The following is a 20,756-nucleotide window of genomic DNA, read 5'->3' on the forward strand; positions in this document are numbered from 1 at the left end:
GTCCTCGTCCCGCCACCGCTGTCGACACCCCGTCAGGGTCTGCCATGAGACCGCAATACGACGATCATGAACGCGCAAAGCCGAAGGCCGGGCCCCGTGGATCGGGGTCCGGCCTTCGGCTTGCGTGTCAGTGCCTGCCAGTGCCTGCCAGTGCTTGTGAGGGCGCTCGGGCAGGAGGGTGGAGCGGCGGTGGTCAGCCGACGGAGACTCCGTGCGAGCGCAGGTAGGCGATCGGGTCGATGTCGGAGCCGTAGTTCGGCGAGGTGCGGATCTCGAAGTGCAGGTGCGGGCCGGTCACGTTGCCGGTCGCGCCGGAGAGACCGATCTGCTGGCCGGCGGAGACGCTCTGGCCGGCCGAGACCGACAGCGAGGACAGGTGGGCGTACTGGGCGTAGTAGCCGTCGGCGAGCCGGATGACGACCTGGTTGCCGTACGCGCCGCCCCAGCCCGCGGAGACGACCGTGCCCGCGCCGACGGCCTTGAGGGTGGTGCCGGTCGGGGCGACGAAGTCGACGCCCGTGTGGTAGCCGCTGGACCACATGCTGCCGGACATCCGGTACGGGGTGCCGACGGAGGCGTTGGACACGGGGAGGCTGAAGCCGGAGACGCTGCCGCCGCCGTTCCCGGAGGTCTGGCTCGTCGACGCCTTGGACGCCGAGGACTTGGAGGACGACTCCGAGGCCTTCGACGCGGACGACTTCGAGGCGGAGGACTTCGACGCGGACGACTTCGAGGACTCCGCGGAGCGCGAGGTCTTCGAGGCGGAGTTCTCCGAGGAACCGGTGGAACCGGTCGAGCCGGACGGCGACTTGGCGCCGCCGGCCGCGGCCCGCTCCCCGATCGACAGTTTCAGACCCGGGTGGATCAGCGACGGGTCGGCGCCGACGGCCTCGCGGTTGTCCGAGTACAGCTTCTGCCAGCCGCCGGTGACGTTCTGCTCGTCCGCGATCTTCGAGAGATAGTCGCCGGAACGGACCGTGTAGGTCGCGGACTTCGCCGCGGCCTTCGAGTCGGCGGCGGCCTGCTGCGCGACCGGAACGGTCTGGACGGGCCGCTCCGAAACGGAGGAGACCGACTGGGCGGCGGCCGACTGGGCCGGGGCGGCCTGGGCGCCGGCGGCCCCGATGAGCGGGAGGGCGAGAGCCGCGCCCCCGGTACCGGCGGCGGCGATGGAACGGGTGAAACGCTGAGCCTTGGGACGGCGGTGCTTACCCTTCGCGGGCATGGCGAATTCCTCTCCGGCGCCTGCGAGGTGAGCTGTCGGGTGCGGACTGGAGATGCCCGGCCGCGCCGAGGCGCGGCTTTACCCCAAGCCTGTTCCGGAGACCGGAACAGGCGGTTCTGCCTGTGGGTCCCCCGCTCCTGCCGTACACGGGTGAGTGTCTTCGGTTTCCGGGCGGCGGCAGGATTGGGCGTCCGTCCGGATTGAGGTGGAACGTAAGCGACTCAGACGTACGGGGACAAGCGAAGGTTGTGCCGGTGACGCCCGCCTTGTGGTCCGCTGTGAGAAAACCCGGTCACGCTCCGTGAATCCGGTGACGGATTCTGCGGGAAACACCCATGAAAACTCCACGAATTACGTGAACATGACGCACAACGTACGGTCACGAATATGACGCTGCTCACGTGACGTCTCTCCAGGTTCCTTTATTCCGGACCTAGTTGGAATGAAGGATTTAATTCGGACAGAGTACTCAGATGCGACGCAGACGGATAACTGCCGCATCAAGGTCACCGCGCAACCCGGTACGCAACCCGTGATGCAACAGCACCGCCCCTCGGTGCACTTCGCCCGTTTCGAGGCATTCGTACGATCCTGTCGGGTCGAGTCCGCGCAGTCGCAGCGCCGGCGCCGGCTCGCCGTACCGCTGCGCCTGGAGCCAGGCGAGGACGACGGCCTCGTCCCCGCGCACGTACTGCACGGCGCTCAGCCCGCCCTCCGGGGCGCGCAGCCGGTGGAGATCGCCGCGCTGGACGAGGGGCCGGATCTCCTTGTAGAGATCCACCCATCGCCGGGCCTCGGCGAGCTCCTCCTCGGTCCACTCGGAGAGGTCGCCGCCGACGCCGAGCACCCCGGCCATGGCGCTGACGAACCGGAACCGCAGCGAGCTGGCCCGGCCGTTGAGCTGGGTGTTGGGGCTGTCGGTGACCCAGGCGGCCATCACCCGCGCGGGGTGGATCTGGCTGAAGCCGTGCTGGACGGCGAGCCGGTCCAGCGGGTCGGTGTTGTCGGAGGTCCACACCTGGTCGGTACGGCTCATGATCCCGAGGTCGATCCGCCCGCCACCGCCCGAGCAGGACTCGAAGGCGACGCCCGGGTGTGCCGCCCGCAGCCGGTCCAACAGGGCGTACAGGGCGCGCACATGGTCGACCCAGAGCCGCTGCGGGTAGGGGTCGTCGGGCCAGCCGGCGTCGGTGAAGGCGCGGTTGAAGTCCCACTTGACGTAGTCGATGGGCGCGCTGGACAGCAGGGTGTCGAGGCGCTGCCACAGATACTCCCGGACGTCCTCGCGGGCCAGGTTGAGGACGAGCTGATTGCGCAGTTCCGTCCGCTTTCGTCCCGGCTGGAACTGCACCCAGTCGGGGTGCGCCCGGTACAGGTCGCTGTCCGCGTTGACCATCTCGGGCTCGACCCAGATGCCGAACTGCATCCCGAGCGCGTGCACGTACTCGGCGAGCGGCTTCAGCCCCTTGGGGAAGCGGTCGGGGTTGGGCGTCCAGTCGCCGAGGCCCGCGTGGTCCCCGGTGCGCGCCCCGAACCAGCCGTCGTCGACGACGAACAGCTCGACGCCGATGGCCGCGGCGCGGCGGGCGAGGGTGGCCTGCTGCTCCTCGGAGATGTCGAAGTAGGTGGCCTCCCAGGAGTTGAAGAGCACCGGCCGGTCGCGCTCGGCGTCCGGGATCACGTGGGCGCGCTGGTAGGCGTGCCAGGCGCGGCTCGCGCCGCCGTAGCCGCCGTCCGTCCACAGGCCGGCGAAGACCGGCGTGGTGAAGGTCTCGCCGGGCGCGAGCCGCAGCAGGCCCGAGTCGTCGTAGCCGGCGCCGCCGGTGATCTGCACGCGCGCGTCGGGCAGTTGGGCGACGGCGATCCGCCAGGAGCCGGACCAGCCCAGCGCGCAGCCGTAGACCTCGCCGTGCTCCTCGGTGGCGTCGGTGTCCAGGGCGACCCAGGGCAGGTGCTGGTGGCCGGTGTGGCCGCGGCGGCTGCCGATGACCTTCTCGCCGTAGGTGAGGGGCGCCCGGGTGAGCCGGGACTCGGCGGCCCAGCGACCGTGCAGCTGGGACATCCGCCAGCCGTCGCGGTCGGGCAGCGTCCAGACGGCGGAGTCGGCGCGCAGCAGCTCCAGCGGCTCGCCGCCCTCGCCATCACCCACGCCGTCGCCGTCGTCGCCCTCGTGGCGCAGGGTCGCCCAGCGCTCCACGACGTCGTCGCGCATCCGGTAGTGCAGGGTGACGGACAGCACGCCGTCCCGGAAGCGCAGCCGCAGCTCGTCGCCCTGCTCACCGTCCTCCGTCTCATGGCCGGCGAAGGTCCACTCGGTGCCGCGCCGCCCGGGGGTGCGCACGGACAGGGCGGGCCGTACGAAGCGGGCGCCGCCCTCGACCGGGTACTCCTCGCGGCCGTCGAGCGGGGACTCGAAGGCCCAGTAGTCCGGGAGCGGGCGCACGGCGAGCGCCTCGGCGTCGGCGAGCTCGATCCGGGGCCCCCAGTGCAGGTGCACGAGCTCGTCGGCCTCGGTGACATGGACGGCGTAACTGCTGGCGGGCCCGGACAGGAGCCAGGTACGGCCGTCGGCGGCGGACTCGGGCATCAAACCCCCACTGATTCGAACAGGTGCGATCAATCACCAACATCATCAGGGGTGGGCGTCCCGCCGGGCAAACCTCGGCGGCCGGCGTGCGCCCCCGGCGGATGCCCGCCGGTCCGCCTCCGGTGACCGCCCGTGCACGTCTCCTTGCAGCACGAATCGATGTCGTATGGTCGAGGAAGTTCCGTCGGTCACCGAGCCGCGCCGACCGGGACCGACCGGGAGGGAGCCCCCGTGACGCAGCAGATCCCGTCGACCGAGCCCGAGCTGGCCGGTGTGCGCAACTTCCGTGACGTGGGCGGCCTGCCGACCGCCGACGGCCGGAGGGTGCGGCACGGCGTGCTGTTCCGCAGCGGCCATCTCGCGCACGCGACCGGCGAGGACGCCGCGTTCCTCTCCTCCCTGGGCCTGCACACGATCTTCGACTTCCGCAACGCGGCGGACGTCAAGCTGGAGGGCCCGGACGTCGAGCTGCCGGGCGTGCGCAACGTGAACCTGCCGCTGTCCGACCCGGCGGACGGCGCCGAGTTCTGGCGGATGGTCCGCGACGGCGACATCGACCAGCTGCGCCGGATCCTCGGCGACGGCCGGGGCGCGGACCGGATGATCGCCTCCTACCGCTCGATCGTCACGGACCGCACGGCCCAGCACTCCGAGGTGCTGCACTCGCTGGCCGAGGACAGCGTCCCCGTCCTGATGCACTGCGCGGCGGGCAAGGACCGCGCCGGTCTGTCCATCGCGGTGACGCTGCTCGCGCTGGGCGTGGAGCGCGAGGCGATCCTCGCCGACTACCTGGAGTCCAACGCCAAGCACCGCCGCTACAAGGTGCACCGCAACGGCAGCTCCGGTGACACCTACTCGCCCGAGGTCATGGAGCTGCTCGGCCCCCTCTTCGACGCCCGCGCCGAGTACCTCACGGCGGCGCTGGAGACCATCGAGGTCACGTGGGGCGGTGTCGACCCCTACCTGGAGCAGGGCCTCGGCCTCTCGGCGCAGACCAGGGAGCGGCTGCGGGAGCGCCTGCTCGACTGAGCCCGCGTCACTGCTTCGTGCCGGCCTCGAACAGCAGCCAGATGAACGCGGCGAGGACGTGTCCGACGGCGATGTAGATGATCAGCCGGATCCAGATCCCGCGCGGGAACCTCTCCTCCATGTCGCTCATGGCGTCTCTCCAGGGGTGGGGCCGAGGCACAGGGCGGCCGTCGGACTCTGCAACAGGGTGTGGACGAAGAGCAGTTCGACCCCGTCGGGGTCGCGGGCCGCGATGCGGTGCGGGGTCAGCGAGTCGAAGTGCGCGCTGTCGCCCGGCCCGAGCCGGTGCGTGGCGTCCCCGAGCCGCAGCGTCAGCCGCCCGCGCAGGACGTGCAGCCACTCCTCCCCGGGGTGGACGCGCACGATGTCGCCCTGGGAGCCGTAGGGCACGTGGACGCGCAGGGCCTGCATGGCCCGCCCGGACGCGCCGGCCTGCCAGTAGGTCCAGCCGCCCGCGCGGGTCGGTTCCATGTCGGCGGCGCGCACGACGGCGTCCCGGTCGGCGACCGTCTCGCCGAGCAGTTCGGAGACCGTCGTACCGTAGACACGGGCGAGCGCCAGCAGCATCGGCAGCGAGGGCTGGCGTCGCCCGGTCTCCAGACGGGAGAGATGGGCGGGCGACAGCCCGGCGGCGCCGGCCGCGGTCTCCAGGGTGAGACCGGCCAGGCGGCGCAGGGAGCGCAGCTGCGGGGCGACGGCGGGGATACCGTCGGCCGGGTCGGAACCCGGGCCCGGGTCGGCACCTGGGCCGGAATCCTGGTCGGCGTCGGAAGGGCTCATGCCTCCATTCAGCCGCAACTTTGCCTCTGCGGCAAATTACTTGCCTCAGAGGCAAAAGCCCCGCGCCGGGCGAGGCGAAAGCCACCGCGCCCGGCCCTCGCCCCCGCGCTCACCGGCCGGCGACCGCCTGCTTGACGAGCGTCTTGCCGAAGTCCCACATCAGCCCGCCCCCGTTGTGCGCGTCGTCCATCACCTCGGTGAAGGCGTCCACGAACCGGTCCACTTCCTTCTCCCCGATGACGAGCGGCGGGATCAGCTTGATCACCTCCAGCCGGTCGCCGGACACCTGGGTGAGGATCCGGTGCCGCTGGAGCAACGGCACGACCACCATCTGCGCGAACAGCCCCTTGCGGGCGGCCTGGAGCATCGCCCAACGGCTGCGCAGCTTCAGCGACTTCGGCCGGCCGAACTCGATGCCGATCATCAGCCCCCGGCCGCGCACGTCGGCGAGCAGCTCGTACTTGTCGACCAGCGCCGCCAGCCGCGACTTCAGCAGCTCGCCGGTGACGCGGGCGTTCGCGATGATCCCCTCGTCCTCCATGACGGACAGCACGGCGAGACCGGCGGCCATGGCCTGGGCGTTGGAGCCGAAGCTCGCCGAGTGCACCAGCACCCGGTCCATGGACGAGTAGACCTTCCTGAAGATCCAGTCCTTGCCGAGCGTGGCCCCGACCGGCACATAGCCGCCGGAGAGCGCCTTCGCCACGCACACGAGGTCCGGTTCGACGCCGTCCGCGTGCTGGTGGGCGTAGAAGCAGCCGGTGCGGCCGAGGCCGGTCTGCACCTCGTCCGCGATGAGCAGCGCCTTGTGCCGGTGCAGGAGTTCCTGGGCGGCGCGCGGATAGCCGGGCGGAGCCTCGTGCACGCCCTTGCCCTGGATCGGCTCGACGATCAGAGCGGCGACGTCGCCCTTGGCCAACTCCGCCGCGAGGGCGTCGAGATCGCCGAGGGGCACGGCCGTGTCGGGCAGCAGCGGGGCGAAGCCGTCGCGGAAGCCGGACTCGCCGTTGACCGAGAGGGAGCCGGCGGTCAGGCCGTGGAAGGCGTGGTCACAGTAGAGGATCCGCGGTCTGCCGGTCGCGTGGCGGGCGAACTTCAGCGCGGTCTCGACGGCCTCGGTGCCGCTGTTGCCGAAGAACACCCGGTCCAGGTGCGGGGTATGGGTGAGGAGCTGCTCGGCGAGCAGTCCGGGCAGCGGCTGGCAGTCGAACCGGGTGAGGTCGGCGAGCTGCGCGTCGAGCACGTCGTGCAGCGCCTTGCGGACGACGGGATGGTGCCGGCCGAGGCCCATCACGCCGAACCCGGCGAGCATGTCCAGGTAATCGGCGCCGTCGGCGTCCCAGAAGTAGGCGCCCTCGGCCCGCTCGTAGACCTTGTCGAAGCCGATCGTGTGCAGCATGCGCGGCAGTTGGTGGTTGAGGTATCTGTCGTGCAGCTCGTAGCGTTCGGCCCCGCGCGCCGCGAGCAGCGCGCGCAGGTCGAACTCCCCGGCCCTGCCCCTGGACGGGGGCGAGGGCGACGCGGATTCGGCGGTCGTCATACGTCGTGCTCCTTGGACTCCTTGGAGTTCTCGAACTCCTTGACGGCCAGGCTCGCGCCGATCCGTCCGGCGATCTCGACCGGCGTGAGGCCGATGTCGGCCAGCACCTCCGCGCGTTTGGCGTGCGCGAGGAACTGCTCGGGGATGCCGAACCGCCGTACCGGCACGTCGACTTCGGCGTCGCCCAGGGCGAGCGCCACGGCCGAACCGACGCCTGCGGCACGGCTGTTGTCCTCGACGACGGCCACCAGCCGGTGCGCGGCGGCGAGACCGGGCAGCGCCGGGTCGACGGGTTTGACCCACCGCGGGTCCACCACCGTGCAGTCGACGCCGCGCGCCGCCAGCAGCTCGGCCGCCTGGAGGCACACGGGGGCCATGACGCCGACGGCGACCAGCAGCACGTCCGCCCGTTCGCCCCGGCGCAGCACGTCCATGCCGCCGACCCGGTCGACCGCCGGGATCTCGGGGCCCACCGACTCCTTCGGGAAGCGCACGAGGGTCGGCGCGTCGTCCACCGCGACGGCCTCCCGCAACTGGGCGCGGAGTTGCTCGGCGTCGCGGGGCGCGGCGATCCTCAGGCCGGGGACGACCTGGAGGACGGACATGTCCCACATGCCGTTGTGGGAGGCCCCGTCGACGCCGGTCACGCCGGCCCGGTCCAGCACGAAGGTGACCCCGCAGCGGTGCAGGGCGACGTCCATCAGCAGCTGGTCGAAGGCGCGGTTGAGGAAGGTGGCGTAGACGGCGACGACGGGGTGCAGGCCCCCGGTGGCGAGCCCGGCGGCGCTGACCGCCGCGTGCTGCTCGGCGATGCCGACGTCCCACACCCGGTCCGGGAAGCGTGCGGCGAACGGGCCGAGGCCCACCGGGTGCAGCATGGCGGCGGTGATCGCCACGACGTCGTCGCGCTCCTCGCCGATCCGCGCGATCTCGTCGCCGAAGACGGACGTCCAGGACGGGCCGCCGGCCGGTACGAGCGGTGCGCAGGTCAGCGGGTCCATCACGCCGACGGTGTGGAAGTGGTCCTCCTCGTGGGCGAGGGCGGGCTCGTAGCCGCGGCCCTTCTCGGTGAGGCAGTGCACCAGCACCGGCCCGTGGAAGCGCTTGGCCCGCCGCAGCGCGGACTCGACGGCCTTGACGTCGTGCCCGTCGATCGGGCCGAGGTACTTCAGGCCGAGGTCCTCGAACATGCCCTGCGGGGCGAACGCGTCCTTGAAGCCCTTCTTCGCGCCGTGCAGGGACTCGTACAGCGTGTGGCCCACGACCGGGGTCCGCTGGAGGACGTCCTTGCCCCAGGCGAGCACCTTCTCGTAGCCGTCGGTGGTGCGCAGGGTGGCCAGGTGGTTGGCGAGCCCGCCGATGGTCGGCGCGTAGGAGCGTTCGTTGTCGTTGACGACGATGATCAACGGCCGGTCCTTGGCGGCCGCGATGTTGTTGAGCGCCTCCCAGGCCATGCCCCCGGTGAGGGCGCCGTCGCCGACGACCGCGACGACGTGCCCCTTCTCCCCGAGCACCTGGCGGGCCTTGGCGAGTCCGTCGGCCCAGCCGAGGGCGGTGGAGGCGTGGCTGTTCTCGATGACGTCGTGCTCGGACTCCTCCCGCGAGGGGTAGCCGGACAGGCCGCCCTTGCCGCGCAGCTTGGAGAAGTCCTGACGGCCGGTCAGAAGCTTGTGCACATAGCTCTGGTGGCCGGTGTCCCACAGGATGCGGTCGGTCGGCGACTCGAAGACCCGGTGCAGCGCGACGGTCAGTTCCACCACGCCCAGGTTGGGGCCGAGGTGGCCGCCGGTGCGGGCGACCGCGTGCACCAAGAACTCCCTGATCTCTTCGGACAGTTCGCCGAGTTCCGCCTCGGACAGCGCCTTCAGGTCGCGTGGTTGCCGGATGGTCTCCAGGATCGTCACGATCGGGCCCCCTCTCGTTCCGTGCTGCTCAACTCACGGTGACGGCCGGCTCCCCCGCCGCGACGCCGTCCTGCTCCATCTGCTCGGCGATCCTCATCGCCTCCTCGATGAGCGTCTCGACGATCTTCGACTCGGGGACGGTCTTGACGACCTCGCCCTTCACGAAGATCTGACCCTTTCCGTTGCCGGAGGCGACCCCGAGGTCGGCCTCCCGTGCCTCGCCGGGGCCGTTGACCACACAGCCCATCACCGCGACGCGCAACGGGACTTCCATGCCCTCCAGGCCGGCGGTGACCTCGTCGGCCAGCTTGTAGACGTCGACCTGGGCACGGCCGCAGGACGGGCAGGAGACGATCTCCAGCCGCCGCTGCCGCAGGCCGAGGGACTGGAGGATCTGGATGCCGACCTTGACCTCCTCGGCCGGCGGCGCGCTCAGCGAGACGCGGATCGTGTCGCCGATGCCCTGGGACAGCAGCGCGCCGAAGGCCACCGCCGACTTGATCGTGCCCTGGAACGCCGGCCCCGCCTCCGTCACGCCCAGGTGCAGCGGGTAGTCGCACTGCGCGGCGAGCTGCCGGTAGGCCTCGACCATCACGACCGGGTCGTTGTGCTTGACGGAGATCTTGACGTCCCGGAAGCCGTGCTCCTCGAAGAGGGACGCCTCCCACAGCGCGCTCTCCACGAGCGCCTCCGGGGTGGCCCTGCCGTGCTTCTGGAGCAACCGCCGGTCCAGGGAACCGGCGTTGACCCCGATGCGGATCGGCGTGCCATGGTCCGCGGCGGCCCGCGCGATCTGCTTCACCTTGTCGTCGAACTGCTTGATGTTGCCGGGGTTGACGCGGACGGCGGCGCAGCCCGCCTCGATCGCCGCGAACACGTACTTGGGCTGGAAGTGGATGTCGGCGATCACCGGGATCTGCGACTTGCGGGCGATGACCGCGAGGGCGTCTGCGTCGTCCTGCGTGGGGCAGGCGACGCGCACGATCTGGCAGCCGGACGCGGTCAGCTCGGCGATCTGCTGGAGGGTCGCGCCCACGTCCGAGGTGCGGGTGGTCGTCATCGACTGCACCGACACCGGGGCCCCGCCCCCGACCGCGACCGGGCCGACCTGGATCCGGCGCGAGGCGCGCCGTTCGGCGATCGGCCGCAGGGGCGCCTCGGGGACGCCGAGGGAGACGGCGGTCACCGGGTCACTCCCGGTTCCCGGAGACCGTCTCGCGCATGGCGCGCAGCGACTCCTTGAGCGAGCCCATGGTGGCGAGGACGGCGGTGGGCTCGTAGCCGCAGTGCGCCATGCAGTTGGCGCAGCGCGGGTCCTTGCCGCGACCGTACTTGTCCCAGTCCGTCTTCTCGATGAGTTCGCGGTACGTCGGCACGTATCCGTCGCTCATCAGGTAGCAGGGCTTCTGCCAGCCGAAGAGGGAGTAGTTGGGGATCGCCCAGGCGGTGCACGGGAAGTCGACCCTGCCCTCCAGGAAGTCCAGGAAGAGCGGGGAGTGGTTGAGCCGCCAGCGGCGCCGGTTGCCGCCCGCGAAGGCCTTCTTGAACAGCTCGCGGGTCTGCTCCACGCCGAGGAAGTGCTCCTGGTCGGGCGCCTTCTCGTAGGCGTAGGCGGGCGAGATCATCATCTCGTCGACCTGGAGGTCGTCGTTGAGGAAGTCGAGCACCTCGACGATGGTCTGCGGGGTGTCAGTGTTGAAGAAGGTGGAGTTGGTGGTGACCCGGAAGCCGCGCCGCTTGGCCTCCTTGATCGCGGCCACGGCCTCGTCGAACACGCCCTCCTTGGCCACCGACTCGTCGTGCCGCTCGCGCAGTCCGTCGATGTGCACGGCGAACGCGAAGTAGGGGGAGGGCTTGAAGCGGTCCATCTTCTTGCGCAGCAGCATCGCGTTGGTGCAGAGGAAGACGTACTTCCTTCTGGCCACCAACTGCCGGACGATCTCGTCGATGTGAGGGTGCATCAGCGGTTCGCCGCCGGCGATCGACACCATCGGGGCGCCGGATTCGAGCACCGCTCCCACGGCCTGCGCGACGGGCATGCGCTGCTTGAGCACGCCGGCCGGATGCTGGATCTTGCCGCAGCCCTCGCACTTGAGGTTGCAGGCGAAGAGGGGCTCCAGCTCGACGATGAGCGGGAACTTGTCCCGCTTGCGGAGCTTCTGTTCAGCCAAGTATGTAGCGACCTTGATGGACTGGCGCAGCGGCATGGCCATCTGGCTCACCTCCGGGGGAGCAGCACATTACGGTGCCATTCGAAGAATGCAGGCAGGACGGAACGAAGGACGCGGAAAGCCGATATTCCACCGCGCACCGTGCCGATCCGGACGAGTTCATGTTCAGGAGCGTCCACGACCACCCGGACGGCCGCAACCGGGCGCATCGAAGCGCGGACGGCGCTCAGGAGCGTGGCCGCCGACTCCATGTCGGCCGCGATCGCGCCGGTGGCGAGCAGGTCGGACCGCTCCGGGCCGCGCACCACGTGGTCGGATCCGGTGAGGGGGCCGGTGTGGACGGTGCGCCCCGGCAGGGTGCGCACGAGTTCCTTGACGAGCAGCTCGACGCCCACGCACGGCACGGTGCCGCGCGGGTCGCGGGTCTCCTCGGCGACGACGAGGTCGCCGGGGTGCATTCCGGGGGCGAGTCCGGCGCAGAAGCCGGTGGCGAGCACGGCCGCTCCGCTCAGCGGCGGGTCGGCCAGGACCCGGGTGACGGTGCGCTCGGCCGCCTTCGGCCCCATCCCGGTGCGCAGGACGGTGACCGGCCCGCCGGCCCCGCCGCGGTCGCCCATGCGCAGGGCGAGGTGCTCGATGCCGAGCGCGCAGGCGATCAGCAGCGGGGCGGAGGCGGGCTGCGCTCTCATCAGCTCCCCTCGGCCTCTGCGGGGACCGTGTCGTCGACGACGACCCGGACCACCGTCTCGGTGAACGGCTCGCCGTGGACGTACCGGCCGAGCGCGGTCAGCGGGAACACCTGCCGGTAGAGGTGGTAGTTGATGGAGAAGTCCCACGGGAAGCCGGTGCCGGTGAACTGCGGCTCGTCCCAGGAGCCGTCCTCGCGCTGGGTCCGGGCGAGCCAGGCCACGCCGCGCTCGACCGCCCCGGACTCCCGCTCCCCCGCGGCGAGCAGCGCCATCAGCGCCCAGGCCGTCTGGGAGGCGGTGGAGGCGCCCCGGCCGCTGAAACGGACCGGGTCGTCGTAGGAGCGCAGGTCCTCGCCCCAGCCGCCGTCGTCGTTCTGGACCCGCTCCAGCCAGGCCACGGCCCGCCGGATCGCCGGGTGCTGGACGGGCATCCCGGCGGCGGTCAGCGCGGGCACCACGGAGCCGGTGCCGTAGACGTAGTTGACGCCCCAGCGGCCGAACCACGAGCCCTCCGGCTCCTGTTCGGCGAGCAGCCAGTCGATGCCGCGCCGGGTGCGCGGGTCGTGGGCGAGACCCTCGACGGCGAGCATCTCCACGACGTGCGCGGTGACGTCGGCCGACGGAGGGTCGATGACCTCGCCGAAGTCGCAGAACGGCAGCCGGTTGGGGAAGCGGCTGGTGTTGTCGACGTCGAACGCGGCCCAACCGCCGTTCCTCGACTGCATCCCGAGGTTCCAGCGCACCCCGCGCCCGATGGCCTTCTCCACCCGCTCCGGGTCGTGGTGGCGCACCCGGCGCAGCGCGAGGACCACCTCGGCGGTGTCGTCGATGTCGGGGTAGTTGTCGTTGTGGAACTCGAACGCCCATCCCCCGGGCGGGAGTTGGGGCCTGCGTACGGACCAGTCGCCGGGCCGTACGATCTGCTCGCCGAGCATCCAGTCGGCCGCCTTGACCAGTTGGGGGTGGTCGGCAGGCACCCCCGCGTCGGCCAGCGCGATCGTGGCGAGGCAGGTGTCCCACACCGGCGACTGGCAGGCCTCGATCATCCGGGCCCCGTCCTCGCGCCGGACCGCGTACCGGTCCAGGGACTCCAGGCCCGCCCGCATCACGGGGTGCTGGAGGTCGTAGCCGAGCAGGTACAGGGCGATGACGGAGTACACGGCGGGCGGCTGGATGCCGCCCCAGCAGCCGTCGTTCTCCTGCCGTTCGATGATCCAGCGGGCGGCGGAGTTCATGGCGGCGCGGCGCAGCCGGCGCACCGCGACCGTGCGGTAGCCGCGTACGACCTTGTCGAGGCGCTGGAAGAGGCCGTCCCAGGTGTGCACGGGCGCCGGCGGCCGGGGCGGGTTGGGCCGGGCGGGGTCGGTGTGCAGCTCGTCGAGGGGGAACGGCGCGGGACGCACCGGGCGTTTGGCCGAGACGACGGTGAGCGGGACGATGGTCTGTCGGGCCCAGCAGCCGAAGTTGTAGATGCTGAGCGGGAACCACTTCGGGAAGTACAGCAGTTCCGGGGGGAGTTCGGGCAGGTCCTCCCACTTCCACCAGCCGAACAGGGCGAGCCAGATCCGGGTGAAGACCCGGGAGGCGGCGATGCCGCCCTGGTCGCGGATCCAGGCGGAGGCTCTCGCCATGTGGGGCGCGTCGGGCGGGTCACCGGCCAGGCGCAGGGCGACGTAGGCCTCGATGGTGGTGGAGAGCTGTCCCGGGCCGTCGTGGAAGGTGGCCCAGGTCCCGTCCGCGCGCTGCTCGCCGCGGATGAAGAGGGCGGCGGCCGCGGTCGTCGACTCGTCGCGGATGCCGAGGAACTGACGGAGCAGCAGGTCTTCGGCGTCCATCGTGACGTTGGTCTCGAGGTCGCCCTTCCACCAGCCCTCGGCGTCCTGCCGGGCGAGCAGGAAGTCGGTCGCGCGGAGCACCGCGCGTTCGGCGGCTTCTTGTACCCCGGCCGCCGCGGGGGTGTCGCTGTCGGTTTCGCTGGCCGCCGCAGCCCGGGGCGGCAGGGCCCCGGGACTTCCGTCGGTCGTCGCTGTCATGGCTTCCCCTTCGTGCAGTGTGCATGGCGTTGCGTCTGCTGTGGGTCCGCCGTCGGCCGGTGCGTCTCTTCCCTCGACACCGGCCGGCGACTACGCGAGGGCTATTCGACCGATAGTGATCATCTCTTTCGTACGACGACGAAGTCGGCGAGCGCCGTGAACCGGTCCCGCACCCGCTCGGGCATGTCGACGGCGGTCAGCGCCTCGATGGCGACGGTGTGCTGACGGCGTGCCTCCTCGGCGGTCCACTCGCGCCCGCCGGCCTCCTCGATCAGGGCGGCGCGGGCCGCGAACTCCTCCTCGGAGAAGTTCTCGAAGTCGCTGCTCTCGGCGTCGGCGGCGAGGATCTCGCCGAGCCGCTCGGAGGCGGGGCCGCCCGCCGCGAGCGCCGCGACGACCGGCAGGGACTTCTTGCGCTGGCGCAGGTCGCTCCAGGTCTGCTTGCCGGTGGAGACCGGGTCGCCCCAGATGCCGAGGAGGTCGTCGACGGCCTGGAAGGCGAGGCCCAGGTGGTAGCCGTACTTCTCCAGGGCGTCGGCGGCACGGTCGTCCGCGCCGCCGAGCACCGCGCCGATGGAGCTGGCGCAGGCCAGCAGCGCGCCGGTCTTGTTGCCCTCCATCTCCAGGCACTCCTCGACGCTGACGCGGTCGCGGTGCTCGTAGGAGATGTCCTGCGCCTGACCGTCGATCAGGGCGCGGCTGGCGGTGGTCAGACGGCGGGTGGCCCGGCCGGCCTCGGCCGTGCCGAGTTCCAGCAGGACCTCGTTGGCGAGGGCGAACAGGGCGTCGCCGACCAGGATGGCCTGGGCGGGGCCGTGCACCTTCCAGACGGTGTCGCGGTGGCGGCGCTGTTCGTCGCCGTCCATCAGGTCGTCGTGCAGCAGCGAGAAGTTGTGGACCAGTTCGACGGCGACCGCGCCGGGCACGCCCACCTGGGGCGGGGCGCCGGCGACCTCCGCGGAGAGCACCGCGAGCGCGGGGCGCACGGCCTTGCCGCCGTCGCCGTCGGTCGGGTTGCCCTTCTCGTCGATCCAGCCGAAGTGGTAGGCGGCGACCGTGTCCATGGGGGGCGCCAGACGGTCGACGGCCGCCCTCAGCACCGGTGTGGCCAGGGTCCGGCCGCGCTCCAGGAGCGCGGCCACGTCCACCGCGGTCTCTCGAGCGGCCGTCGAGGCCGGGGGCACAGGGGGCACGGTTTCTCCTCTTGTCGCGGTACCGGAGGGGGTGCGGGAATGTGCCGAGCCGTGCGGGTTCTGATAGCGCATCACGCCGCCTCCTCGAGGGTGAAGAGGTGGCGGGGGCGGGGCCGGCCGAGGGCGCCGAGCGCGGCGTCCGCCGCGCCGACGCCGCTGCGGACCGCACTCTCCATGGTCGCGGGCCACCCAGTGGCGGTCCACGCTCCGGCCAGGTACAGGCCGGATGCCTTGGTGCGGGCGCCGGGCCGCAGTCGCCCGACGCCGGGGGCGGGCGCGAACGTCGCCGTGCGCTCCCGGGTCACGAAGAAGTCCTCCACCCGGGCACCGCGCGCGCGGGGCAGCAGCCGCTCCAGTTCGGGCAGATAGCGCTCGCGCAGCACGGCGACGGGCTCGTCGATCTCGTCCTGCGCGGCCGACTGCGACAGCGCGAGGTACTGTCCCCGGCGCAGTCCGGAGGCGTCGGTGCGGTCGAACACCCACTGCACGGGCGTGCCGAGCGCGGCGACGAACGGCGCGTCGAGCACCTTGCGGTCGTAGACGACGTGCACGTTGAGGATCGGCGCGGTGTCGATCGCGAGGAGCCGCTCGGGGGCGTCGAGCGCCCCGTCGGGCAGCAGGTCGTACGTCTCGCGCTGCGGTACGGCGAGGACGACGGCGTCGGCGCGGAGCGTCTCGCCGGGGACCTGGACGGTCCAACCGCCGTGCCCGTCGGGGGAGACGGAGGTGACGCGGGTGCGGACCTCGGTGCGCACGCCGGCGGCGTCGAGCGCCCTGCGGGCGAGCCGGTCGTGCAGGTCGCCCAGCGGGACGAGGGCCCAGCCGATGTCGGCGGCGCCCGGCTCGGACAGCAGGCCGGTCTTGAAGACCGTCGCGGCGAGTTGCAGGGAGGCGTCGCCCGCGACGGCGTTGAGGGTGGCGACCCCGACCAGGTCCCAGAGGGCCTCGACGGCGCGCGCCGACTGGCCGTGGGCGGTCAGCCAGCTGCCGAAGTCCTGGGCGTCCAGGGCCGGGTCGTCGAGGTCGAGCCCCTTCAGCGCGAGCGCGGCCCTGCCGACCTTGGCGCGTTCGGCGAGGGAGAGGTGCGGGTACGTGGCGAGGCTGCGGCCCAGGTGGAGGGGGACGGGCAGCGCGTCGCGGCGCAGCCTGCCGAGCCGTCGTCCCTCGGGCCGGGCGAGATCGAGAACGGGCACGTCGAGACGTTCCTGCAAGGGCGCCAGCGCCGCCGCGTCGATCCGGTCGAGGAACCAGCGGTAGGCGGTGCAGCAGCGCAGGTACACGTGCTGGCCGTTGTCGACGGTGAGCCCGCCCCGCCGGAAGGAGAAGGCGAGGCCGCCCAGCCGGGGCCGGCCTTCGAGCAGGGTGACGCGGACGCCGGCGTCGGCGAGCGCGAGCGCGGCGGTGGTCCCGGCGAGGCCGCCGCCGACCACGACCGCCTCGTTCAGCGAGTCCGGGAGCAGTTCGTCGCTCATCGTGCACCTCCCCCTGCGTGCCCGCGGTGACGTTCGCGCCGCGCACGGCGGGCCGTCGCAGTCAGGGACGCCACGCCGCGCCGGAGGGTTGCGCACCGCTTCACACCGAGCGCGTCGCCCCGGTCCACCGTCTCGCCCCGGGCGGCCATCAGAGGGGCCTCCTGACGGTCAGCCGGGACACATGGCGGGCGTCGAGACCGGACAGCCCGCGCACGGCGACGTACGCCTTCTCCCGGCCGGGCAGCGAGACACGGCCGCGCAGCACTGCCTCCGGATCGCGTTCGATCCGGTCGAGGAGACGGCGGTAGATGCCGGCCATCGCGGCGACGCAGGCGCCGCTGCGCCGGTCCAGCATGGGCAGCAGGCGGTAGCCCTCGGCGAAGAGGGCGCGGGCCCGCCGCACCTCGAAGTGGACGAGGCCCGCGAAGTCGGAGCCCTCCGGCGGCTTCGGGCCGTCGAACCCGGCCGAGCAGCCGAACTTGGCGAGGTCGTCGGAGGGCAGATAGGTCCGGCCGCCCGCGGCGTCCTCGCGGACGTCTCGGAGGATGTTGGTGAGCTGGAGCGCGAGCCCCAGCGTGTCGGCGTACTCCGGGGCGCGTTCGGCACCGCGCGCCCCCGGTTCGGTGCCGAACACGCCGAGCGAGAGCCGTCCGATGGCGCCCGCGACGCACCGGCAGTACGCCTTGAGGTCGTCCCAGGTCTCGTAGGTCTCGCCGCGGACGTCCATCAGGACGCCGTCGATCAGCTCGTCGAGGCCGCCCAGCGGGATCGGGAAGACCCGCGCGGCGTGCGCGAGGGCGACCGCGACCGGATCGGTGTCGTCCTCGTCGACCTCGCCCTCGCGGACCCGGGTGAGCAGCGCCCGGGTGCCCTCCAGCCGGGCGATCTTGACGTCGCCGTCCAACGCGCCGTCGCCGATGTCGTCGACCCGGCGGGAGAACGCGTACAGCGCCGACATGGCGCGCCGCTTGGGCACGGGCAGCAGCCGGATGCCGTACGCGAAGTTGCGCGCCTGCTGTCCGGTGACGGCCTCGCAGTAGCCGTAGGCGGCGAGTACCGGTGCGGACGCGTGCAGCGGAGAGTCCACGGCCTCGATCACCCCTCTCCTCGCAGGATCACGCCCACCTCGCGCAGCAGCCGGAGCTTGCCGGGCGCGGGCGGGCCGGGAAGGACGTCGTAGCGGGCGGCGGCGATCGCGTGGAGGGCCGCCCTTCCTCCCGCCACGAACCCGGCGAGCAGCAGCCGGAGCCTGCCGTGGACGCTGCGCACCAGCGGGTCGCCCTCGGCCAGCAGGTCGCGGGCGCGCTGCGCCTCGAAGGCGATCAGGGCGCGCACCGAGGCTCCCGCGGTGGGCGCGGCGAGGTCCGCCTCCGTCACGTGGAAGCGCTTCATGTCGGCGGCGGGCAGATAGACGCGGTCGCGGCCGAGGTCCTCGGCCACGTCCTGGAGGTGCTCGACGATCTGGAGCGCGGTGCAGACCGCGTCGGAGCGGCGGATCCGCTCGGGCGTCGCGGAGCCGGTGACGGCGAGGACGAGCCGGCCCACGGGATTGGCGGACAGCTCGCAGTACGCGAGGAGGTCGTCGTAGGTCTCGTAGCGGGTGACGAGCTGGTCCCGGCGGTTGGCGGCGATCAGGCCGAGGAAGGGCTCGGGGGTGAGGGAGCGGCGGCGGACGGCGGGCTGGAGGCGGCGCAGCAGCGGGTGGCGCGGGACGCCGTCGAAGACCCGGCGCAGGTCGGCCTCGAAGGCGTCCAGCAGGACGAGGCGGTCCTCGGCGTCGGCGCCGGACACGCCGAGCAGGCGGGCGTCGGCGCCGCCCGGGGCGAGGTCGCCGTCGCCGATGTCGTCCACGAGACGGGCGAAGCCGTACACGGCCGTCAGGTCGTCGCGCCAGGCGGCGGGGAGGAAGAAGGGGGCCACGGGGAAGTTCTCGTCGGCGGCCTTGGCGAGGGTGTCGCGCTCCGGGCCCCGGGTGCGCGACGCGGTCGGCGCCGTCACCGCCGGCTGCCTCGGGCAGGGACGGCGCGTGCTGCGTTGAGCTGGGGAGTTTCCGTAGCCATTGCCGTCACATCTCCCGTTCTACACCGACAACCCGATACCCACTATTTCGGACACGCCGCCCAGCTGCCGCACGGCAGCCCTGCGTGAGGATGTCGCGTCTTATCGCCACACTTGCACGTGTTTCGGGACCGGTACAGCTTACGTTGTACAACGCAGCGTGGTTCCCGGGGGTGTCCCGCGCATCACAACAACACACCGATCCGTGTCAAGCTTCCAGCGCCGCACCGGAGTTGACGGTTCCTTTGCAGACGCGGGGCCCCACCGGCCAGTCCCGGCGGGGCCCTGACGGACCGGCGGCTACTTGGCCGTGAACTTCTCGTACTCCTTGAGGACCTCTTCGGTCGGGCCGTCCAGGCGCAGTTCGCCGCGCTCCAGCCACAGCACCCGGTCGCAGGTGTCCCGGATCGACTTGTTGCTGTGGCTGACCAGGAACACCGTGCCGGCCTCCTTGCGCAGCTCCCGGATGCGCTCCTCGGAGCGCAGCTGGAACTTGCGGTCGCCGGTGGCCAGCGCCTCGTCGATCATGAGGACGTCGTGGTCCTTCGCGGCGGCGATGGAGAACCGCAGCCGGGCCTGCATGCCGGACGAGTAGGTGCGCATGGGCAGGGTGATGAAGTCGCCCTTCTCGTTGATGCCGGAGAAGTCGACGATGCCCTGGTAGCGCTCCTTGATCTGCTCCCGGGACATGCCCATGGCCAGACCGCCGAGGATGACGTTGCGCTCGCCGGTCAGGTCGTTCATCAGGGCGGCGTTGACGCCGAGCAGCGAGGGCTGGCCGTCGGTGTAGACCCGGCCGCTCTCGGGGGGCAGCAGACCGGCGATGGCGCGCAGCAGCGTCGACTTGCCGGAGCCGTTGGAGCCGATCAGGCCGATGGCCTCGCCCCGGTGGGCGACGAAGGAGACGCCCCGCACCGCGTGCACCTTGCGCACGCCGCGCGCCGCGTCGTCGGAGCCGCGCTTGAGGATGCGGCTGAGGGCGGCGGTGGCGCTGCCCTTGCCGGTCTTCGCGCCGTTGACGCGATAGACGATGTGCACGTCGTCGGCGATGACGGTGGGGACCCGCTCGCCCGGCGCCCGCTCAGCCACGGCCATACCTCTCCTCCGCCTTCCAGAAGTACACGAAGCCGCCGACGGCGAACAGGACGGCCCAGCCGACCGCGATCGCCCACACGTGGTCCGGCAGGTACTGGCCGCCGTACTCGTCGATGAGCGCGAAGCGCATCAGGTCCATGTAGACGGCCGCCGGGTTCCACTGGAGGACGGTGGACAGCCACTGCGGCCGGTCGGCGAGGAACACGGGGATGGAGAACATCACGCCGGACGCGTACATCCACGTCCGCATCACGAACGGCATGAGCTGCGCGAGGTCGGGGGTCTTCGCGCCGGCCCGGGCGAAGATCAGCGCCAGGCCCGTGTTGAAGCAGAACTGGAGGACGAGCACGGGCACGATCAGCGCCCAGGACGCGGACGGGTAGCTGCCGAAGGCGATCGCCACCAGGAACAGCACGACCATCGAGTACAGCAGCTGCTGGAGCTGCTGGAGGGCGAAGGAGACCGGCAGGGAGGCGCGCGGGAAGTGCAGGGCGCGGACCAGGCCGAGGTTGCCGGAGATCGCGCGGACTCCGCTCATGACCGAGCTCTGCGTGAAGGTGAAGACGAAGACGCCCGTGACCAGGAACGGGATGTACACGTCGCGGGACATGCCCTTACCGGCGTTGAGGATCACGCCGAAGATGAAGAAGTAGACGGCCGCGTTAAGCAGCGGGGTGGCGACCTGCCACAGCTGCCCCAGTTTGGCCTGGCTGTACTGGGCGGTCAGCTTCGCCTGGGAGAAGGCCAGGATGAAGTGACGGCGCCCCCACAGCTGGCGGACGTAGTCCCGCAGCGAGGGGCGGGCCCCGCTCACGGCCAGCCCGTACTTGGCGGCCAGTTGCGCCGCCGTGAGGCCCTCGTCGGGCGACGGGGGCGCGCTCACCGCGACTCCGCCGTCATGCGTTGTCTCACTCACAGGTCGGAAACTTTCGTCTTCGGGATGCCCCGGCCAGAAGGGGGCCGGGTAAGAGCCGGGGGGC

Annotated in this window: 18 protein-coding genes and 1 riboswitch; of the genes, 1 reads left to right on the plus strand and 17 read right to left on the minus strand. The window is 71.8% G+C overall.

From position 1 onward, the window contains the following. Window positions 1–193: 193 nt before the first annotated feature. On the minus strand, window positions 194–1,225 hold the full coding sequence (locus tag ACFYX4_RS12800; protein ID WP_389330456.1) for a peptidoglycan DD-metalloendopeptidase family protein: 1,032 nt from the start codon (window positions 1,223–1,225) through the stop codon (window positions 194–196). Between the two features lie 4 nt (window positions 1,226–1,229). Then, a riboswitch (cyclic di-AMP (ydaO/yuaA leader) is annotated at window positions 1,230–1,392 on the minus strand. Window positions 1,393–1,694: 302 nt separating this feature from the next. After that, window positions 1,695–3,812, minus strand: a complete 2,118-nt coding sequence (locus ACFYX4_RS12805; RefSeq protein ID WP_389330459.1) for an alpha-galactosidase — start codon at window positions 3,810–3,812, stop codon at window positions 1,695–1,697. Between the two features lie 231 nt (window positions 3,813–4,043). Here ACFYX4_RS12805 and ACFYX4_RS12810 point away from each other — a divergent pair, with 231 nt between their 5' ends. After that, entirely contained in the window at window positions 4,044–4,841 is a 798-nt protein-coding gene (locus ACFYX4_RS12810; protein ID WP_389330462.1) for a tyrosine-protein phosphatase, read from the plus strand. 7 nt (window positions 4,842–4,848) lie between these two features. Here ACFYX4_RS12810 and ACFYX4_RS12815 read toward each other — a convergent pair whose 3' ends face one another. From ACFYX4_RS12815 to ACFYX4_RS12885, 15 genes are all read right to left on the minus strand, one after another. Beyond that, window positions 4,849–4,971 (minus strand): DUF6126 family protein, encoded by a 123-nt coding sequence (locus ACFYX4_RS12815; protein ID WP_389330465.1) that lies wholly within the window; start codon window positions 4,969–4,971, stop codon window positions 4,849–4,851. After that, entirely contained in the window at window positions 4,968–5,621 is a 654-nt protein-coding gene (locus ACFYX4_RS12820; RefSeq protein WP_389330469.1) for a helix-turn-helix domain-containing protein, read from the minus strand. Before ACFYX4_RS12820 ends, ACFYX4_RS12815 begins: the two co-directional genes overlap by 4 nt. A 109-nt stretch (window positions 5,622–5,730) precedes the next feature. Then, a complete protein-coding gene (locus ACFYX4_RS12825) occupies window positions 5,731–7,161 on the minus strand; it encodes an aspartate aminotransferase family protein (RefSeq protein WP_389330472.1) in 1,431 nt (476 codons plus the stop codon). Next, the gene (gene dxs, locus ACFYX4_RS12830; protein WP_389330475.1) at window positions 7,158–9,065 is read right to left on the minus strand and encodes a 1-deoxy-D-xylulose-5-phosphate synthase; all 1,908 of its coding nucleotides are present in this window, start codon (window positions 9,063–9,065) and stop codon (window positions 7,158–7,160) included. The genes ACFYX4_RS12825 and dxs overlap by 4 nt, the downstream gene beginning before the upstream one ends. A gap of 28 nt (window positions 9,066–9,093) precedes the next feature. Further along, window positions 9,094–10,251: a flavodoxin-dependent (E)-4-hydroxy-3-methylbut-2-enyl-diphosphate synthase gene (gene ispG, locus ACFYX4_RS12835; protein WP_389330478.1), complete on the minus strand. Its 1,158-nt coding sequence runs from the start codon at window positions 10,249–10,251 to the stop codon at window positions 9,094–9,096. Window positions 10,252–10,255: 4 nt separating this feature from the next. After that, complete coding sequence (gene hpnH, locus ACFYX4_RS12840) at window positions 10,256–11,278, minus strand: adenosyl-hopene transferase HpnH (protein ID WP_389330481.1); 1,023 nt, start codon at window positions 11,276–11,278, stop codon at window positions 10,256–10,258. A gap of 5 nt (window positions 11,279–11,283) precedes the next feature. Beyond that, window positions 11,284–11,925: a 1-hydroxy-2-methyl-2-butenyl 4-diphosphate reductase gene (locus ACFYX4_RS12845; protein WP_389330484.1), complete on the minus strand. Its 642-nt coding sequence runs from the start codon at window positions 11,923–11,925 to the stop codon at window positions 11,284–11,286. Continuing rightward, entirely contained in the window at window positions 11,925–13,958 is a 2,034-nt protein-coding gene (shc, locus tag ACFYX4_RS12850) for a squalene--hopene cyclase (protein WP_389330487.1), read from the minus strand. The genes ACFYX4_RS12845 and shc overlap by 1 nt, the downstream gene beginning before the upstream one ends. 119 nt (window positions 13,959–14,077) lie before the next feature. Next, entirely contained in the window at window positions 14,078–15,142 is a 1,065-nt protein-coding gene (locus ACFYX4_RS12855) for a polyprenyl synthetase family protein (RefSeq protein ID WP_389331695.1), read from the minus strand. A gap of 80 nt (window positions 15,143–15,222) precedes the next feature. Continuing rightward, window positions 15,223–16,623, minus strand: a complete 1,401-nt coding sequence (gene hpnE / locus ACFYX4_RS12860; protein WP_389330490.1) for a hydroxysqualene dehydroxylase HpnE — start codon at window positions 16,621–16,623, stop codon at window positions 15,223–15,225. Further along, window positions 16,620–16,772, minus strand: coding sequence for a DUF6380 family protein (locus ACFYX4_RS12865; RefSeq protein ID WP_389330493.1), 153 nt, complete (start codon window positions 16,770–16,772; stop codon window positions 16,620–16,622). Before ACFYX4_RS12865 ends, hpnE begins: the two co-directional genes overlap by 4 nt. Next, window positions 16,772–17,722, minus strand: a complete 951-nt coding sequence (gene hpnD / locus ACFYX4_RS12870; protein WP_389330496.1) for a presqualene diphosphate synthase HpnD — start codon at window positions 17,720–17,722, stop codon at window positions 16,772–16,774. The genes ACFYX4_RS12865 and hpnD overlap by 1 nt, the downstream gene beginning before the upstream one ends. Next, entirely contained in the window at window positions 17,719–18,621 is a 903-nt protein-coding gene (gene hpnC, locus ACFYX4_RS12875) for a squalene synthase HpnC (protein ID WP_389330499.1), read from the minus strand. Before hpnC ends, hpnD begins: the two co-directional genes overlap by 4 nt. Window positions 18,622–18,981: 360 nt before the next feature. Next, complete coding sequence (locus ACFYX4_RS12880; protein WP_389330502.1) at window positions 18,982–19,776, minus strand: ABC transporter ATP-binding protein; 795 nt, start codon at window positions 19,774–19,776, stop codon at window positions 18,982–18,984. After that, window positions 19,763–20,692: an ABC transporter permease gene (locus ACFYX4_RS12885; protein WP_389330505.1), complete on the minus strand. Its 930-nt coding sequence runs from the start codon at window positions 20,690–20,692 to the stop codon at window positions 19,763–19,765. Before ACFYX4_RS12885 ends, ACFYX4_RS12880 begins: the two co-directional genes overlap by 14 nt. Between the last annotated feature and the right edge of the window lie 64 nt (window positions 20,693–20,756).

Source organism: Streptomyces sp. NPDC002328 (assembly GCF_042890065.1).
GTDB lineage: Bacteria > Actinomycetota > Actinomycetes > Streptomycetales > Streptomycetaceae > Streptomyces.

Bases quoted from the DNA above. Each gene is read 5' to 3' on its own strand.
- ACFYX4_RS12815 (WP_389330465.1), bottom strand. From the start codon at position 4,971: ATGAGCGACATGGAGGAGAGGTTCCCGCGCGGGATCTGGATCCGGCTG.
- shc (WP_389330487.1), bottom strand. From the start codon at position 13,958: ATGACAGCGACGACCGACGGAAGTCCCGGGGCCCTGCCGCCCCGGGCT.
- ACFYX4_RS12820 (WP_389330469.1), bottom strand. From the start codon at position 5,621: ATGAGCCCTTCCGACGCCGACCAGGATTCCGGCCCAGGTGCCGACCCG.
- ACFYX4_RS12805 (WP_389330459.1), bottom strand. From the start codon at position 3,812: ATGCCCGAGTCCGCCGCCGACGGCCGTACCTGGCTCCTGTCCGGGCCC.
- ACFYX4_RS12825 (WP_389330472.1), bottom strand. From the start codon at position 7,161: ATGACGACCGCCGAATCCGCGTCGCCCTCGCCCCCGTCCAGGGGCAGG.
- ACFYX4_RS12845 (WP_389330484.1), bottom strand. From the start codon at position 11,925: ATGAGAGCGCAGCCCGCCTCCGCCCCGCTGCTGATCGCCTGCGCGCTC.
- ACFYX4_RS12865 (WP_389330493.1), bottom strand. From the start codon at position 16,772: ATGGCCGCCCGGGGCGAGACGGTGGACCGGGGCGACGCGCTCGGTGTG.
- ACFYX4_RS12800 (WP_389330456.1), bottom strand. From the start codon at position 1,225: ATGCCCGCGAAGGGTAAGCACCGCCGTCCCAAGGCTCAGCGTTTCACC.
- hpnH (WP_389330481.1), bottom strand. From the start codon at position 11,278: ATGGCCATGCCGCTGCGCCAGTCCATCAAGGTCGCTACATACTTGGCT.
- hpnE (WP_389330490.1), bottom strand. From the start codon at position 16,623: ATGAGCGACGAACTGCTCCCGGACTCGCTGAACGAGGCGGTCGTGGTC.
- ACFYX4_RS12880 (WP_389330502.1), bottom strand. From the start codon at position 19,776: ATGGCCGTGGCTGAGCGGGCGCCGGGCGAGCGGGTCCCCACCGTCATC.